Here is a 14,448-nt window from a genome sequence, read left to right as displayed (position 1 = left end):
CCGCAAGGAGTCAGTGTCTTGACCGTCGCGCCCGAAGGCCGTCGTCTGTTGCGCGTCGAGGCGCGCAACGCCGAGACCCCCATCGAACGCAAGCCGAGTTGGATCCGTACCACCGCCAAGATGGGCCCGGAGTACAACTCGCTCCAGAAGCTCGTCAAGGGCGAGGGCCTGCACACCGTGTGCCAGGAAGCCGGCTGTCCGAACATCTTCGAGTGTTGGAAAGACCGCGAGGCCACGTTCCTCATCGGTGGTGACACCTGCACGCGTCGTTGCGACTTCTGCGACATCGCCACCGGCAAGCCCGGTCCCCTCGACCTCGACGAGCCGCGCCGTGTCGCGGAGTCGGTGCGCGAGATGGGCCTGCGCTACGCCACCGTCACCGGTGTGGCCCGCGACGACCTCAAGGACGGCGCTGCGCAGCTCTACGGCGACACCGTGCGTCTCATCCACGAACTCAACCCCAACACGGGCGTCGAGATCCTCCCTCCCGACTTCGGCGCCGTGCCGGAGCTGGTCGGCAAGGTCTTCGATGCACGCCCCGAGGTGTTCGCACACAACCTCGAGACGGTGCCGCGCATCTTCCGCCGCATCCGCCCGGCTTTCACCTACGAGAAGTCGCTGAAGGTGCTGACGATGGCGCGCGAGCAGGAACTCGTGACGAAGTCGAACCTCATCCTCGGCATGGGTGAGGAGGAGCACGAGATCGACCAGGCCCTGCAGGATCTGCACGAGGCCGGCTGCGACATCATCACGATCACGCAGTACCTGCGTCCTTCGAAGCTGCACCACCCGATCGACCGGTGGGTCAAGCCCGAGGAGTTCGTCCACTGGAGTGACCGCGCGGAGGAGATCGGTTTCTCCGGCGTCATGGCCGGCCCGCTTGTGCGTTCGTCCTACCGTGCCGGACGCCTCTACGCACAGGTCATGGCCAAGCGCGGCCAGGCCCTGCCGGAGAACCTCCAGCATCTCGCCGCAGCGGCATCGTCCCCGGCCCGCCAGGAGGCGGCGTCGTTGGTCGAGCGCACGCGCTCCGACGTATCCTGATCGGCATGGCAACATCCTCCGGCTCGAACGAGCCCAAGAAGTCACGCTTCCGGCGCGGTCGCGGTGAGGCGGGGGCGAGCAAGGCTCCCGGTCGCTCGTCGCAGTTCAAGCAGGTCTTCGAGACGACGCGCGCGAACGACCCGGCGCTGATCCCGTGGATGGTGGGGGCTTTCGCCCTCGTCTTCCTCTTGTTCCTCGCGATCGGTTTCGGTTTCGGCCACCCGATCTACTTCGGCATCCTCGGGCTGCTGTTCGGCCTGCTCGTAGCGATGGTGGTGCTGGCGCGCCGTGCGAACACCGCGATCTACAAGTCGATCTCGGGTCAGCCGGGTGCGAGCGCGGCGGCGATGTCATCGCTTCGTCGCGGTTGGTTCGTCGAGCAGGAGCCGGTCGGCGCCGACATGGGTCGCAGCCGTCAGGTCAAGGATCTCTCCAGCGCCGCGATGGTGTACCGCGCCGTCGGCAAGCCGGGCGTCGTGCTCGTGGCCGAGGGACCCAAGGGCGGCGCAACCCGCCTCCTCGCCCAGGAGAGCAAGCGCACGAGCCGCGTGCTCGGTCCCGAGGTTCCGGTGCACACGATCCGCGTCGGCACGGACGACGAGGCCGTCCCCGTCGAGCGTCTGACGAAGGACATGCAGAAGCTCCCCAAGGTGCTCACCGACGACGAGTCCGGCCAGGTGACGAAGCGCCTGCGCGCCCTCGGCGGACTCAAGCCGGGGGTGCCCGCCGGCGTCGACCCGAACAAGGCGCGCGTCAACCGTGCGGCCATGCGCGGACGCTGACCGCTCGATTCGAACGCGACGAAGGCTCCTTCCCCGCTTGGGGAAGGAGCCTTCGTCGTTCAGCAGGCGGCGACGCGTCAGCGAGTGCGCAGGATGAGCGTTCCCGCGATCTTGTCGTGCAGTCCTCGTCCGTAGCCGTCGGTGACGACGGCAGGTACGACGAGGCACAGCAGGACGGTGCGCACGGCGCCGGAGACCAGACCGGGAGGCGTTGCATCCGGACGCTGGACGACGAGCCCGAAGATGCGGTGACCGATCGTCATGCCGATGGTGCTCACGAGCAAAAAGTTCTCGATCGCGAAGACGAGGAGCGGCTTGAACCCCTCGGCGCCGGAGCCGCCCCAGCGGTAGTCGAGGAATGCCGCCGCGATCAGGGAGCACAGGAACCAGTCGATGAGCAGTGCGCCGATGCGGGGAAGGAAGCGTCCCAGTGAACCCGGCCCCTCGACGGGGCGCCCTGCGGCGGGGTCGGTGTGGGCCTCGGGGCTCGTCATCGTCTCTCCTTTTCCGGACCTGATCGTCTCGCACTGTGAGGCACGATCTGTGTTGCTCCAACCCTAGGGCCGTGCCTACCGATAGGTTTAATCCGTGCGTCCGGGACGCGTCCCGGACACTTCGACAGATCGGCACGTGTGTAACACCGCTGAAACATTGAAGCCACGAGAGGGAAACTCCCCCCGACTACTGTCGTGGTGAACACGCGGTGCGACGCCGACCGGTCTCGCCCATCCGATCAGGAGGATCAATGTTCCAGACCGCTGACGAGGCCTTGAAATTCATCAAGGATGAGGATGTCAAGTTCATCGACATCCGATTCTGCGACCTCCCCGGGGTCATGCAGCACTTCAACATCCCGGCCGAGAGCTTCGACGCCGACGCGATCGAAGAGGGCCAGATGTTCGACGGCTCGTCCATCCGCGGTTTCCAGGCGATCCACGAGTCGGACATGAAGCTCGTGCCGGACCTCAAGACGGCGTTCGTCGACCCGTACCGCAAGGAAAAGACGCTCATCATCAACTTCTCGATCGTGGATCCGTTCACGGGCGAGCAGTACTCGCGCGACCCGCGCAACATCGCGGCCAAGGCCGAGGCCTACCTCAAGTCGACGGGCATCGCCGACACGGCGTTCTTCGGCGCGGAGGCGGAGTTCTACGTCTTCGACGACATCCGTTTCGAGACGAAGCAGAACGCCAGCTACTACTACATCGACTCCATCGAGGCCGCCTGGAACACGGGCCGCGAGGAGGAGGGTGGCAACCTCGGGTACAAGACCCGTTACAAGGGGGGCTACTTCCCCGTTCCCCCGGTCGACCACTACGCCGACCTGCGTGACGAGATGTGCCTGCGTCTGGCCGAGGTGGGCCTCGAGGTCGAGCGCAGCCACCACGAGGTCGGCACCGCCGGCCAGATGGAGATCAACTACAAGTTCAACGAGCTTCTGCAGTCGGGCGACGACGTCATGAAGTTCAAGTACGTCATCAAGAACACGGCGTTCGCGAACGGCAAGTCGGCGACGTTCATGCCGAAGCCGCTGTTTGGTGACAACGGTTCGGGTATGCACACGCACCAGTCGCTGTGGAAGGACGGCGAGCCGCTGTTCTACGACGAGCGCGGCTACGGCGGCCTGTCGGACATCGCCCGCTGGTACATCGGTGGTCTGCTCAAGCACGCTCCGTCGCTGCTGGCGTTCACGAACCCGTCGATGAACTCCTACCACCGCCTCGTGCCGGGTTACGAGGCTCCCGTGAACCTCGTGTACTCCGCGCGTAACCGTTCGGCGTGTGTGCGTATCCCGATCACGGGTACGTCGCCGAAGGCGAAGCGTGTCGAGTTCCGCGTGCCGGACCCGTCGGCGAACCCGTACCTGTGCTTTGCGGCGCAGCTCATGGCTGGTCTGGACGGCATCAAGAACCGCATCGAGCCGCCGGAGCCGGTGGACAAGGACCTCTACGAGCTTCCGCCCGAGGAGCACGACGCCATCGAGCAGGTTCCGGCGTCGCTGCCGGCCGTTCTCGACGCGCTCGAGGCCGACCACGAGTACCTGCTCGAGGGCGACGTGTTCACGGAGGACCTCATCCAGACGTGGATCGAGTACAAGCGCCTCAACGAGGTCGACCCGATCCGGTTCCGTCCGCACCCGCACGAGTTCGAGATGTACTACGACATCTGATCCTGGGAGACGAAGGTTGGAGGCCCCGATGCGGTGCGAGCGAATGCGAGCGCCGCGCCGGGGCCTCCGGCCGTAGTCGAGCGGGGTCAGATGTCGTCAAAAAAACATGGCCATCGTCGGAGACACACCCTGCCGGGCCGCAGGCGGCTCATCATTCCGTAGACGTTCGGCGTCACATACGCCGCGCAACGTCTACAGAACCCGCCCAAGACGCCTCGGAGCCGTGCCACTCTGGGCTCCATGTCTTCTTCTCGGGTGACGAGTTTCCGTAACCACGCTCTGGCGTTCGACATCGTCGACGAGGGGCCGCTGGACGGCGAGATCGTCGTGCTGCTTCACGGATTTCCCGAGCGGGCGTCGTCGTGGCGAGGAGTGACGGCGCGCCTCAACGAGGCCGGCTATCGGACGATTGCTCCGGATCAGCGTGGCTACTCCCCCGGCGCTCGCCCGCGGCGGCGTCGTGACTACGCGATGCCGCGGCTCGCCCAGGATGTCGTGGCGCTCATCGACACGCTCGACGCACCCGTCCACCTCGTCGGTCACGACTGGGGCTCCGCGGTGGCCTGGACGGTGACCGCGCACCATCCCGACAGGATCCGCACCCTCACGGCGATCTCCGTCCCCCACCCCGAAGCGTTCCTGCGCGCCATGCGCGGGCGTCAGCTCGCGCGCTCCTGGTACATGGGAGCCTTCCAGCTCCCGAAGGTCCCCGAGCTCCTCGCACGTCGGGCGGGAGGCGTCATGGACCGGGCGATGCGCGCGGGTGGCATGACGCCCGACGAGGTTGCCCGCTTCCGCACCGAGATCGTCGATGACGGCGCGTTGCCCGGAGGTCTCGGGTGGTACCGCGGATTGCCTTTCTCCAGTCAGAGCTGCCCAGCGGTCCGGGTTCCCACGACGATGGTGTGGAGCACCGGCGACGATTTCATCGACGAGGCGGGCGTTCGAGCCTGCGGCAACCACGTCGAGGCACCGTACGAGCTCGTCGTCCTCGAAGGGGCGAATCACTGGCTCCCGAGCCAGTGCCCGGCAGCGGTTGCCGACGTCATCTTGCGCCGAGCCGAAGGAACTCCTACTAGCCCGCGGTAACCGATCCGAGGCGAGCGTTCTTGGCGTCGCGCTACGGTGGCCTCATGGCTGAGAATCTTGAATCCGATGTGATCATCGATGCTCCTGTGGAGTGTGTCTGGGAGGTCGTCAGCGACCTACGCCGGATGCCGCAGTGGTCGCCCCAGTGCCGCAAGGTCATCGCGCGCGGACCGATTCGTCAGGGTACCTTCATGCTCAACGTCAACCGTGACGGCAAGCTGTGGTGGCCCACTCGGTCCAAGGTCACCGACTTCAGCCACCAGCAGCGTGTCGCCTTCCGCGTGCTCGACAACAACACGGAGTGGAGCTTCACGCTCGTTCCCGAGGGTGAGCGCACCCGCCTCGTCGAGCGACGTGACGTTCCCACTCGCGGCACCACCCAGATCTCGCGCGTCCTCATCGACAAGGTGCTCGGTGGCGAAGCCGACTTCGAGGCCAACCTCGCCGCCGGAATGAACGCCACGCTCAAGCGCATCAAGGCGAGTGTCGAAACGTCGAAGGCCGGTCCGAGCGCATGAACGACGGTGCGCGCCTGTACGACATCGGCGAACTGCGTCGCCGAGCGCGGGCGCGGGCCGCACAACGGGTGGGGCAAGCCTTCGACGGGCAGATCGCGGACGACTCGGTCGCCGGCGTCCGGGTTCGTCGCTACCTGCCCAGTACCATCCACGCCTCCGCGACGACGTTCTTCTTCCTCCACGGCGGCTACGGCCTCTTCGGGGACGTCGAGCTCCAGGACGGGTACTGCCGCCTGCTCGCGATGCGGTTGGCCCACGGGGTCATCGCCATCGATTACCCCCTCGCCCCCGAGAACACGTTTGCTCACGCCATCGCGGCCGTGCAGGCGGTAATGAGGGAAGAGAACACCGGTGTGAGCGTTCTGGCGGGCGATTCGGCCGGTGGCGCACTCGCTGTCGCCACAGCGCGGGCCGGTGAGGAATGGCCCGAGTGCGTCGACGGTCTGCTGCTCACCAACCCCAACCTCGACCTCACGCTCGGCTCGCTCGCTCCGAACGCGCCGGCCGGACCCGACTCCGGCCTCATGAGCCACGCGTTCGCCCAATGGCTGGGCGACGAACACGCCGGGCTTCGCCTCGACCAGGACGCTCGTCGGTTGCCACGCACCCTCGTCGCGGTCGGCACGGACGACAGCCTCGCTCCCGAAGCCAGAACCTTGCACGCCGCCTGCACGCGAGCCCGCGTGCCGTCCCGGCTCCTCGAGTTCGAGGCCGTGGGTCACGGTCTCGTGAGCGAGAGCCACCTCGTCGAGCGCATCGCGGACGAAGCCCGCGTGTTCTTCCGCCTTCCGGCGAGCTGACGCCCCGCGTCAGCCGCCGTACACGATCTGCGTCGCGCCGAGGCGATCGAGCAGGTAGGCCGTTTCGAACGCGGCTTCCTTCCACGACTCGTACCGGCCGCTCACACCGCCGTGGCCGGCCACCATCTCCGTCTTGAGCAGGATCGGACGCTCGCTCTGGTCACTCGTCACGGTGCGACGCAGCTGCTGCACCCACTTGGCCGGTTCGACGAAGAACACGCGCGTGTCGTTGAGGCTCGTCGTGGCGAGCACGGCCGGGTAGCGCTCGGCACGCACGTTCTCGTACGGCGCGTAGGACTTCATGTACGCGTACACCTCGGCGTCGGCGAGCGGGTTGCCCCACTCCTCCCACTCCCCCTGCGTCAACGGCATCGACGGATCGAGCGTCGTCGTCAGGGCATCGACGAACGGCACCTGCGTGACGACCGCGCAGAACAGATCCGGCGCCTCGTTGATCACCGCGCCGATGAGCAGACCACCGGCGGAACCCCCCTCTGCAGCGAGGCGATCCGGCGAAGCCCAACCCGTGTCGACGAGGTGACGCCCACACGCGACGAAGTCATCGAACGTGTTCTTCTTGTGCTCCAACCGGCCGTCGAGGTACCAGGAACGGCCCATCTCACCACCGCCACGCACGTGGGCGATGGCGAAGACGACACCACGCTGCAGGAGGCTGAGACGTAGCACCGAGAAGTACGGATCGATCGACGACTCGTAGGAGCCGTAGCCGTAGAGGAGTACAGGGTTGGTGCCGTCGGCCGCGACGTCCTTGTGCGCCACGAGCGAGATCGGCACCTGCGCCCCGTCCGGGGCCGTGGCCCACAGACGGTGCTGCTGATAGTCGGACGGCTCGTGGCCACCGAGCACCTCACGGCGCTTGAGCAGCGTGACCTCGTCGGTCGTCGTGTCCCAGTCGTAGACCGAGCGCGGCTCGACGAACGACTCGGTGGCCACCATGAGCGTCGTCGCCTCGTAGGTGGGGTTGGCGCCGACGCCCACGGACATCAGCTCGCCGGAGAACGGCAGGTCACGTAGGACGCCGAAACCGTCGCCCTCCTTGGGCAGCAGCTTGACCGTGGCGAGGCCACCGGAACGCAGCCCGACGAGCACGAAGTCGCGGAACGCGGAGACGCCCATGAGGCGCTCGCCCTCTCCTCCTTCGAGGAGCAGCTGCCAGTGCTCGATTCCCGGCGTCGCGAGGGGCGCCCAGGAGACGTCGTAGTCGACGCGGTCGCGATTGTGCACGATGTAGAGGCGCTGACCGTCGATCTCGATGTCGTAGTCGAGCCCCGGAGTGCGCGGCTGAACGACGCGCAGACCTGCCTCGACGTCCTGCAGGTCGAGCAGGTGGAATTCCGCGGTGTCCTTCGAACCGAGCGACAGGACGAGCCACCGGTCGTCGTGCGTTCCCCCGATGCCGAGCCAGTACGAGGCGTCCTCCTCGGTGAACAGGAGCGTGTCCGCGCTCGGGTCCTCACCGACGACGTGGTGCCACACCTGGAAGGGCCGCCACGCCTCGTCGACGCGCGTGTAGTAGTACGACTCACCGTCGGCCGCCCAGACGAGGCCGTAGCCGACCCCGGTGACGCTCTCCTCGAGAACCTCACCCGTGGAGATCGTGCGCACGCTGATCTTGTAGCGCTCGTCGCCCTCGAAGTCCATGAGCGCCGCGAGACGGTTCTGGTCGGGGCTGAGAGCCAGCCCACCGACCGAGTAGAAGTCCTTGCCCTCGGCCTCGACGTTGCCGTCGAGGAGCACCTGCTCCCCCGGAAGCGATGCCTCGGGCGTCGGCACAGGACGGCTGTCGCCTTCGCGGTACGGTGCTCGGCAACTGATGCCGTACTGCTGGCCCTCCACCGTGCGGGCGTAGTACCACCAGTCCTTGTCACGCACCGGGATCGACAGATCCGTCTCCTTGGTACGCCCCTTGATCTCGGCGAAGATCCGGTCGCGCAACTCCTGCTGCGGCGCGAGGACGGCGTCGGTGTAGCCGTTCTCCGCGTTGAGGTGCGCGATGACCTCGGGGTCGGACTTGTCGCGCAACCACTCGTAGTCGTCGACGAAGACGTCGCCGTGGTGGATGCGCTCGTGCGGCACCCGCTTCGCCTGGGGTGCGCTGGGGCCGTTCGTCGTCATGTTTCCTTCTCTTCGTCGTCGGCTCAGCCGAGGCAGGCGGGGCCCAGCAGCGCCTTGAGGTCGCCGAACAGGGCCGGGGTCGCGTTGACGCGCAGACTGTCGTCGAGCTTGACCGTGAGCGTGCGACCGGGCCGGGTGAGGCGCAGGTGCACCTCTGTGATGCCGGGGTGCTCGCCGAGTACCTCCTTGAGCCGCTCGGCGAGGCCCTGCGTGGCGCGGGCATAGGGCAAGTGGAGGGTCACCGGGCCGCGTGGGCCGTCCGTGAGCTCCGGCAGCGTGAGTTCCATCGCGTTGAGCGCGACCGACTCGTCACGACGGTTGACGCGGCCCTTGACGGCGCACACGACGTCCTGACTGAGCATCGTGGAGACCGTGGCATAGGTCGAGGGGAAGAACAGGCACTCGATGGCTCCGTCCATGTCCTCGACCGTGGCGATGGCCCACAGGTCGCCCTTCTTCGTGCGCTTGACCTGCAGACCCGTGATGAGACCGGCAATCGTCACCATGGCCCCGTCGGGCAGCGAGTCCTCACCGAGGAGCTTTGCGACGGACGTGTCCGAGAACTGCGACAGCGCAGCCTCGATGCCGAACAACGGGTGGTCGGAGACGTACAGGCCGAGCATCTCGCGCTCGAACGCGAGCTTCGTCTGCTTGTCCCACTCGATCGGCGGGATCTGCGGCAGGGCCGCGAACTCGATGCCCGGCGCGTCGTCACCGAAGCCGGCGAACAGCGAATCCTGGCCGTGTTCCTCCTTGCGCTTCTCCTCGATGAGGGCGTCGACGTACGACTCGTGAATCTGCACGAGGCCCTGACGCGGGTGGCCGAGGTCGTCGAAGGCGCCGGCCTTGACGAGCGACTCGACGGTGCGCTTGTTGAGGACCGTCGCCGGGCACTTGCGCAAGAAGTCCTCGAAGGAGGTGAAGCGTCCCTTCTCCTCACGTGTCGCGACGATGGCGGAGACGACGTTCGAGCCGACGTTACGGATCGCCTCGAGACCGAAGCGGATGTCCTCACCCACAGCGGCGAAGTTACCGATCGACTCGTTGACGTCGGGCGGCAGCACCTTGATGCCCATGTGTCGGCACTCGTTGAGGTACAGCGCCGACTTGTCCTTGTCGTCGCGCACGCTCGTCAGGAGCGCGGCCATGTACTCGGCCGGGTAGTTGGCCTTGAGGTAGCCGGTCCAGTACGACACGAGCCCGTAGGCGGCCGTGTGCGCCTTGTTGAACGCGTAGTCGGAGAACGGCAGGAGGATGCTCCACAGCGTCTGCACCGACTCCACGGAGAAGCCGTTGTCGAGCATGCCCTTCTCGAAGTTGACGTACTCGGCGTCGAGCACTTCCTTCTTCTTCTTACCCATGGCTCGACGCAGCAGGTCGGCGTTGCCGAGGGTGTAACCGGCCAGCTTCTGGGCGATCTCCATGACCTGCTCCTGATAGATGATCAGGCCGTAGGTCATGTTGAGGATCGGCTCGAGGGCGTCCGTCAGCTCGGGGTGGATGTAGTCGATCGGCTGGCGCCCGTTCTTGCGCAGCGCGAAGTTGGTGTGGGCATTGGCGCCCATCGGGCCCGGACGATAGAGCGCGAGAGCAGCGGAGATGTCTTCGAAGTTGTCCGGCTGCATGAGACGCAGCAGCTGGCGCATGCCGCCGCCGTCGAGCTGGAAGACACCGAGCGTGTCACCCCGCGCCAACAGGTCGTACGTGCGCGCGTCCGTCATGTCCTTGCTCAGCGCGTCGAGGTCGACCTCCTCGTCGCGGTTGGCCTGGATGTTCTTCAGGGCGTCGTCGAGGATCGTGAGGTTTCGCAGACCGAGGAAGTCCATCTTGACCAGGCCGAGCGTCTCGCAGCTCGGGTAGTCGAACTGCGTGATGACGGCCCCGTCCTGGAGGCGCCGCATGATCGGGATGACGTCCATGAGCGGCTCGCTCGACATGATGACGCCGGCCGCGTGCACGCCCCACTGACGCTTCAGCCCTTCGAGGCCGACACCGGCGTCGAAGATGTTCTTGAACATCGGGTCGGACTCGATGAGCGCGCGGAACTCGCCGCCCTCGGCGTAGCGCGCGTGCTCGGTGTCGTACATCTTCGCGAGCGGCACGCCCTTACCCATGACGTCGGCGGGCATCGCCTTCGTCATCTGCTCACCGACGGTGAACGGGAAGTCCATGACGCGCGAGGCGTCCTTGACGGCCTGCTTCGCCTTGATCGTGCCGTACGTGACGATGTACGAGACGCGGTCGTCTCCGTACTTATCGACGACGTAACGGATCACCTCGGAGCGCCGGCGCTCGTCGAAGTCGACGTCGAAGTCGGGCATCGACTTTCGCTCGGGGTTGAGGAAGCGCTCGAAGATCAGACCGTGCGGGATCGGGTCGAGGTCGGTGATGCCCATGGCGTAGGCGCACATCGAACCTGCACCCGAACCACGCCCCGGCCCCACGCGGATGCCGTTGTCCTTCGCCCAGTTGATGAAGTCGGCGACGACGAGGAAGTAGCCCGGGTAGCCCTTGCCGACGATGACGTCCTGCTCGTAGCGAGCCTGCTTGATCGCGTAGTCCGGCACCCCTTCGGGGAAGCGCCGCTTGAGGCCGCTCTCGACCTCCTTGATGAACCACGACGTCTCGTCCTCCCCCTCGGGGCACGGGAAGCGCGGCATGTAGCGGCCTTCGCCCTCGGTGAAGGAGACCTCGCACTGCTCGGCGATGAGCAGCGTGTTGTCGCACGCGTCCGGGTGGTCGCGGAAGAGGTGACGCATCTCGTCGGCCGACTTGAGGTAGAACTCGTGCGAACCGAACTTGAAGCGGTTGGGGTCGGTCAGACGCGAACCGGAGTTGATGCACAGCAGCGCATCGTGGTGAACCGCGTCCTCCTTGTTCGTGTAGTGCAGGTCGTTCGTCGCGAGCAGCGGCAGGCCCAGGTCCTTCGCCAGCTTGAGCAGGTCGCTGCGCACCCGACGTTCGATGTCGACGTCGAGGTCGTGCTCCATGAGCTCGCAGTAGAAGTTGCCCTCGCCGAAGATGTCACGGAACTCGGCGGCCGCCTCGACGGCCTTGTCGTACTGCCCGAGGCGCAGGCGGGTCTGGATCTCGCCCGAGGGGCAGCCCGTCGTGCCGATGAGACCCTTGCCGTACTGCTGCAGCAACTCACGGTCGAGGCGCGGGTACTTCGAGTAGACCTGATCGAGTGAGGCCTGCGAACCCATGCGGAACAGGTTGTGCATGCCGTCGTTGTTCTTCGCCAGCAACGTCATGTGCGTGTAGAGACCGCGATTCGAGACGTCGTCGGCCTCCTGGCCGCGCTCGCCCCACGTCGTACGCGTGCGGTCGGTGCGGTGCGTGCCCGGCGTGAGGTAGGCCTCGAGCCCGATGATGGGCTTCACGTCGTACTTGCGCGACTTCGACCAGAACTCGTAGGCACCGAAGAGGTACCCGTGGTCGGTGGTGGCGATCGCCGGCATGCCGAATTCCTGGGCACGGGCGAACATGTCATCGATACGGGCTGCACCGTCGAGCATCGAGTACTCGGTGTGGTTGTGCAGGTGGACGAAGCTGCGCGACTGACTGGACATCGGGGACGAGTCTACGACCGGCCACCGACAACCACCTGTGCGCTGAGCGCCGCGTTCGCTCACGGCGGATCGACCACGAGCGCACGACCCTCGTGACGACCCCTGCGAACACGGGCAAGTGTGTTGTTCAGCCCCTGATGAGGTCGAGCGCGCGCGCCAGATCCTCGGGGTACGGCGAGGTGAACGTCACGTGCTCACCGCTGCCTGGGTGCTCGAAACCGAGCTCGACGGCGTGCAGCCACTGGCGGTCCAGACGCAGGGTCTTGGCGAGCTTGGGGTCGCTGCCGTACAGCGGGTCGCCGACGCACGGGTGGTGCATCGCGGAGAAGTGCACTCGAATCTGGTGCGTGCGCCCCGTCTCGAGGTGAACCTCGAGCAGCGACGCCGAGCGGAAGGCCTCGAGAAGCTCGTAGTGGGTGACCGAAGCTCGGCCGGAGTTCATCACGGCAAACTTGTAGTCGTGGCCGGGGTGACGCCCGATCGGCGCGCTGATCGTGCCCTCGATCGGGTCCGGCAGCCCCTGAACGAGGGTGTGGTAGGTCTTGTCGACCGTGCGGTCGCGGAACGCCTGCTTGAGCAGCGTGTAGGCCCGCTCACTCTTGGCCACGACCATGAGGCCGCTCGTGCCCACGTCGAGGCGCTGGACGATGCCCTGACGCTCGGGCGCACCGGACGTCGAGATGCGGTAACCGGCGGCGGCGAGACCGCCCACGACGTCGGGTCCGTCCCAGCCGACGCTCGGGTGGGCTGCGACGCCCGCAGGCTTGTCGACGACGACGATCTCAGAGTCGTCGTGGACGATGCGCATACCGGGGATCGCCTCGACGCGGGGCTTGGCCTCGCGAGGGCCGGTGCGCTCGGGCATCGTCACCTCGAGCCAGGAGCCGGCGCTCACACGCTCGGACTTGGCGACGACCTTGCCGTCGACGCTCACGGCGCCCTCGGCAGCCAGCTCCGCCGCCCGAGTCCGCGAGAACCCGAGCAGCCGGGCGATGGCCGCATCGACGCGTTCACCCTCGAGACCCTCGGGGACCGGAAGTGCCTTGACCTCGCTCATGCTGCGTCCTCGTTCCCGTCGTTCTCGGTTTCGCTCTCTCGATCACGGTCACGGATGCCGTCCAGGCCGACGCCGCGGAACGTCAGCACGACGACGAGGGCCGCAGCCGTGGAGATCGCGATGTCGGCCACGTTGAAGATCGGCCAGTTCGGCAGCTGGAGGAAGTCGACGACGTACCCCTTGCCCCCGCCCGGCGGACGGAAGAAGCGGTCGGTGAGGTTGCCCACCGCTCCCCCGACGATGAGACCGAACGCGAGAGCCCAGCCCGTGCTGCGCAGCTTGCGCGCCGTGACGAGCACCGCGATGACGACGGCTACCGCGATCGCGGTGATGAAGATCGTCGAGTTCGTGCCGAGGCTGAAGGCAGCCCCCGGGTTGTGCGTGAGCTGGAATCGCAGGAACGACCCGATCACTTCACGCGGGTGCCCGTCGGCCAGGGCGTCGAGCGCCCACGCCTTCGTCGCCTGGTCGATGCCGTAGGCCGTGGCTGCCGCCAGGCCGAGGACGGCGAGGTGCCTCGTCGACGCCCCGCGGGGCGTTCGAGGGTGGTCGGGTGTGGTCGCGGAACTCAGCGACGCTCCTGCTTCTGCTTGCATGACAGGCATAGGGTCGCACGCGGGAAGGCTTGAAGTCGAAGTTTGCCGATCGCGCCGCCGCACGATTCGCACACGCCGTAGGTGCCGTCGTCGATTCGGGCCAGGGCCTTCTCGTTCTGTTCGAGCACCTCGGCGGACTTGCGGGCCAGCGAGATCTCGTGGTCGCGCTCGAAGTTCGCGTTACCCACGTCGGCCTCGTCATCGCCGGCGCCGTCACCCGGGTTGCGCAGCAGCCCCTCGAGGTCGCTGGCCAGGCTCTCGAGTTCGGCTCGCACGCGCGCGACCTCAGCCTCGAGTTCCTCGCGCACCTCGGCCAGCTCAGCGTCGGTCCAGGGCTCTTCCTCGGCCTTCACGGCCAGATCCTGCGCCGAAGCCGCAGCGTCCTTGGTTGCCATCGTCTTCTCTTCCCCTTGGTGGTGGCTCGCCCGGCGCACGATGCTCCGAGCGAGCCTGATTAAGGTCAGAGGATAGGGCACAAGTTGAGGCGTCGTGCGTGATCCGCCGACGAATTCGCCTAACCGACAAGTAATCCACCCCCGCGTGGGCAACAGGCCGTCACGCCCGTCGCTACCCGCGCGCCGAACAGGACGAGGGGCCCCGCCCCCGGGGGGGGGGGGGGGGCGGGCGCCCCCCCCGGCCGGGGCGGGGGGGGGGGGGGCGGCCCCCCCCCCCCCCCCCCCCCCC

The 14,448-nt window shown here is 66.9% G+C and carries 12 protein-coding genes; 6 read left to right on the top strand and 6 right to left on the bottom strand.

Annotated elements, in window-relative coordinates:
- Window positions 1-18 precede the first annotated feature (18 nt).
- Entirely contained in the window at window positions 19-1,044 is a 1,026-nt protein-coding gene (lipA, locus tag K9D12_RS13210) for a lipoyl synthase (RefSeq protein WP_223060452.1), read from the top strand.
- A gap of 5 nt (window positions 1,045-1,049) precedes the next feature.
- Window positions 1,050-1,826, top strand: a complete 777-nt coding sequence (locus K9D12_RS13205) for a DUF4191 domain-containing protein (protein WP_223060451.1) — start codon at window positions 1,050-1,052, stop codon at window positions 1,824-1,826.
- A gap of 77 nt (window positions 1,827-1,903) precedes the next feature.
- On the opposite strand, the gene K9D12_RS13200 is transcribed toward K9D12_RS13205, so the two are convergent.
- Window positions 1,904-2,320: an RDD family protein gene (locus K9D12_RS13200; protein ID WP_187035400.1), complete on the bottom strand. Its 417-nt coding sequence runs from the start codon at window positions 2,318-2,320 to the stop codon at window positions 1,904-1,906.
- Between the two features lie 251 nt (window positions 2,321-2,571).
- On the opposite strand from K9D12_RS13200, the gene glnA reads away from it, so the two are divergent.
- From glnA to K9D12_RS13180, 4 genes are all read left to right on the top strand, one after another.
- Window positions 2,572-3,996, top strand: coding sequence for a type I glutamate--ammonia ligase (glnA, locus tag K9D12_RS13195; RefSeq protein ID WP_047311452.1), 1,425 nt, complete (start codon window positions 2,572-2,574; stop codon window positions 3,994-3,996).
- Window positions 3,997-4,236: 240 nt separating this feature from the next.
- Complete coding sequence (locus K9D12_RS13190; RefSeq protein WP_223060450.1) at window positions 4,237-5,085, top strand: alpha/beta fold hydrolase; 849 nt, start codon at window positions 4,237-4,239, stop codon at window positions 5,083-5,085.
- A 44-nt stretch (window positions 5,086-5,129) separates the two neighbouring features.
- A complete protein-coding gene (locus tag K9D12_RS13185) occupies window positions 5,130-5,603 on the top strand; it encodes an SRPBCC family protein (protein ID WP_223060449.1) in 474 nt (157 codons plus the stop codon).
- Window positions 5,600-6,403, top strand: coding sequence for an alpha/beta hydrolase (locus K9D12_RS13180; RefSeq protein WP_047311450.1), 804 nt, complete (start codon window positions 5,600-5,602; stop codon window positions 6,401-6,403). The genes K9D12_RS13185 and K9D12_RS13180 overlap by 4 nt, the downstream gene beginning before the upstream one ends.
- A gap of 9 nt (window positions 6,404-6,412) precedes the next feature.
- Here K9D12_RS13180 and K9D12_RS13175 read toward each other — a convergent pair whose 3' ends face one another.
- The 5 genes from K9D12_RS13175 to K9D12_RS13155 form a co-directional block, all read right to left on the bottom strand.
- A complete protein-coding gene (locus tag K9D12_RS13175) occupies window positions 6,413-8,539 on the bottom strand; it encodes a S9 family peptidase (RefSeq protein ID WP_223060448.1) in 2,127 nt (708 codons plus the stop codon).
- A gap of 23 nt (window positions 8,540-8,562) precedes the next feature.
- Window positions 8,563-12,111 (bottom strand): DNA polymerase III subunit alpha, encoded by a 3,549-nt coding sequence (gene dnaE / locus K9D12_RS13170; protein WP_047311448.1) that lies wholly within the window; start codon window positions 12,109-12,111, stop codon window positions 8,563-8,565.
- A 127-nt stretch (window positions 12,112-12,238) separates the two neighbouring features.
- Window positions 12,239-13,168, bottom strand: a complete 930-nt coding sequence (locus K9D12_RS13165) for an RluA family pseudouridine synthase (protein WP_047311447.1) — start codon at window positions 13,166-13,168, stop codon at window positions 12,239-12,241.
- Window positions 13,165-13,764: a signal peptidase II gene (gene lspA / locus K9D12_RS13160; RefSeq protein ID WP_197078978.1), complete on the bottom strand. Its 600-nt coding sequence runs from the start codon at window positions 13,762-13,764 to the stop codon at window positions 13,165-13,167. The genes K9D12_RS13165 and lspA overlap by 4 nt, the downstream gene beginning before the upstream one ends.
- Window positions 13,737-14,159 (bottom strand): TraR/DksA family transcriptional regulator, encoded by a 423-nt coding sequence (locus K9D12_RS13155; RefSeq protein ID WP_223060447.1) that lies wholly within the window; start codon window positions 14,157-14,159, stop codon window positions 13,737-13,739. Before K9D12_RS13155 ends, lspA begins: the two co-directional genes overlap by 28 nt.
- Between the last annotated feature and the right edge of the window lie 289 nt (window positions 14,160-14,448).

The organism is Dermacoccus sp. Tok2021 (assembly GCF_019895135.1).
Taxonomy (GTDB): domain Bacteria; phylum Actinomycetota; class Actinomycetes; order Actinomycetales; family Dermatophilaceae; genus Dermacoccus; species Dermacoccus abyssi.
This window is presented reverse-complemented; position numbering and strand designations above follow the sequence as displayed.

What these genes read in the sequence shown, in the direction of transcription:
- K9D12_RS13205 (WP_223060451.1), top strand. Translation starts at nt 1,050, where the DNA reads ATGGCAACATCCTCCGGCTCGAACGAGCCCAAGAAGTCACGCTTCCGG.
- K9D12_RS13200 (WP_187035400.1), bottom strand. Translation starts at nt 2,320, where the DNA reads ATGACGAGCCCCGAGGCCCACACCGACCCCGCCGCAGGGCGCCCCGTC.
- glnA (WP_047311452.1), top strand. Translation starts at nt 2,572, where the DNA reads ATGTTCCAGACCGCTGACGAGGCCTTGAAATTCATCAAGGATGAGGAT.
- K9D12_RS13190 (WP_223060450.1), top strand. Translation starts at nt 4,237, where the DNA reads ATGTCTTCTTCTCGGGTGACGAGTTTCCGTAACCACGCTCTGGCGTTC.
- K9D12_RS13185 (WP_223060449.1), top strand. Translation starts at nt 5,130, where the DNA reads ATGGCTGAGAATCTTGAATCCGATGTGATCATCGATGCTCCTGTGGAG.
- K9D12_RS13180 (WP_047311450.1), top strand. Translation starts at nt 5,600, where the DNA reads ATGAACGACGGTGCGCGCCTGTACGACATCGGCGAACTGCGTCGCCGA.
- K9D12_RS13175 (WP_223060448.1), bottom strand. Translation starts at nt 8,539, where the DNA reads ATGACGACGAACGGCCCCAGCGCACCCCAGGCGAAGCGGGTGCCGCAC.
- dnaE (WP_047311448.1), bottom strand. Translation starts at nt 12,111, where the DNA reads ATGTCCAGTCAGTCGCGCAGCTTCGTCCACCTGCACAACCACACCGAG.
- K9D12_RS13165 (WP_047311447.1), bottom strand. Translation starts at nt 13,168, where the DNA reads ATGAGCGAGGTCAAGGCACTTCCGGTCCCCGAGGGTCTCGAGGGTGAA.
- lspA (WP_197078978.1), bottom strand. Translation starts at nt 13,764, where the DNA reads ATGCAAGCAGAAGCAGGAGCGTCGCTGAGTTCCGCGACCACACCCGAC.
- K9D12_RS13155 (WP_223060447.1), bottom strand. Translation starts at nt 14,159, where the DNA reads ATGGCAACCAAGGACGCTGCGGCTTCGGCGCAGGATCTGGCCGTGAAG.